1 protein-coding gene is annotated in these 259 nt (G+C 56.4%); it reads right to left on the bottom strand.

Going from position 1 to position 259, the window contains the following annotated elements:
- On the bottom strand, positions 1-201 hold a 201-nt coding region (locus AC0IYH_RS32390; protein ID WP_471838433.1), incomplete at its 3' end, for a PAS domain S-box protein.
- Positions 202-259 lie beyond the last annotated feature (58 nt).

The following is a 259-nucleotide window of genomic DNA, read 5'->3' as shown; positions in this document are numbered from 1 at the left end:
GCCGAATACCGCTGGCGGCATGTCCGGGTGGCGTACCAGGTTGTGGGGCTGGCCGATCAGTTCCTCACGAGTGAAGCCGCTGATGGCAACGAATGCGTCGTTGCAGTAGGTGATCTTGCTGTTCAGATCGGTGGTGGAGATCAACCGCTCATGACCAGGAAAAGTCCTTTCCCGCTGAGTCACCGGCAGATTCTGACGCATGGTTGCAATCCTTTAGTTCGTGAAGGGTACATCCCTGCCACTCCACTATGTCTAGCAC

It is taken from the genome of Pseudomonas sp. AC463, assembly GCF_979253585.1.
This window is presented reverse-complemented; position numbering and strand designations above follow the sequence as displayed.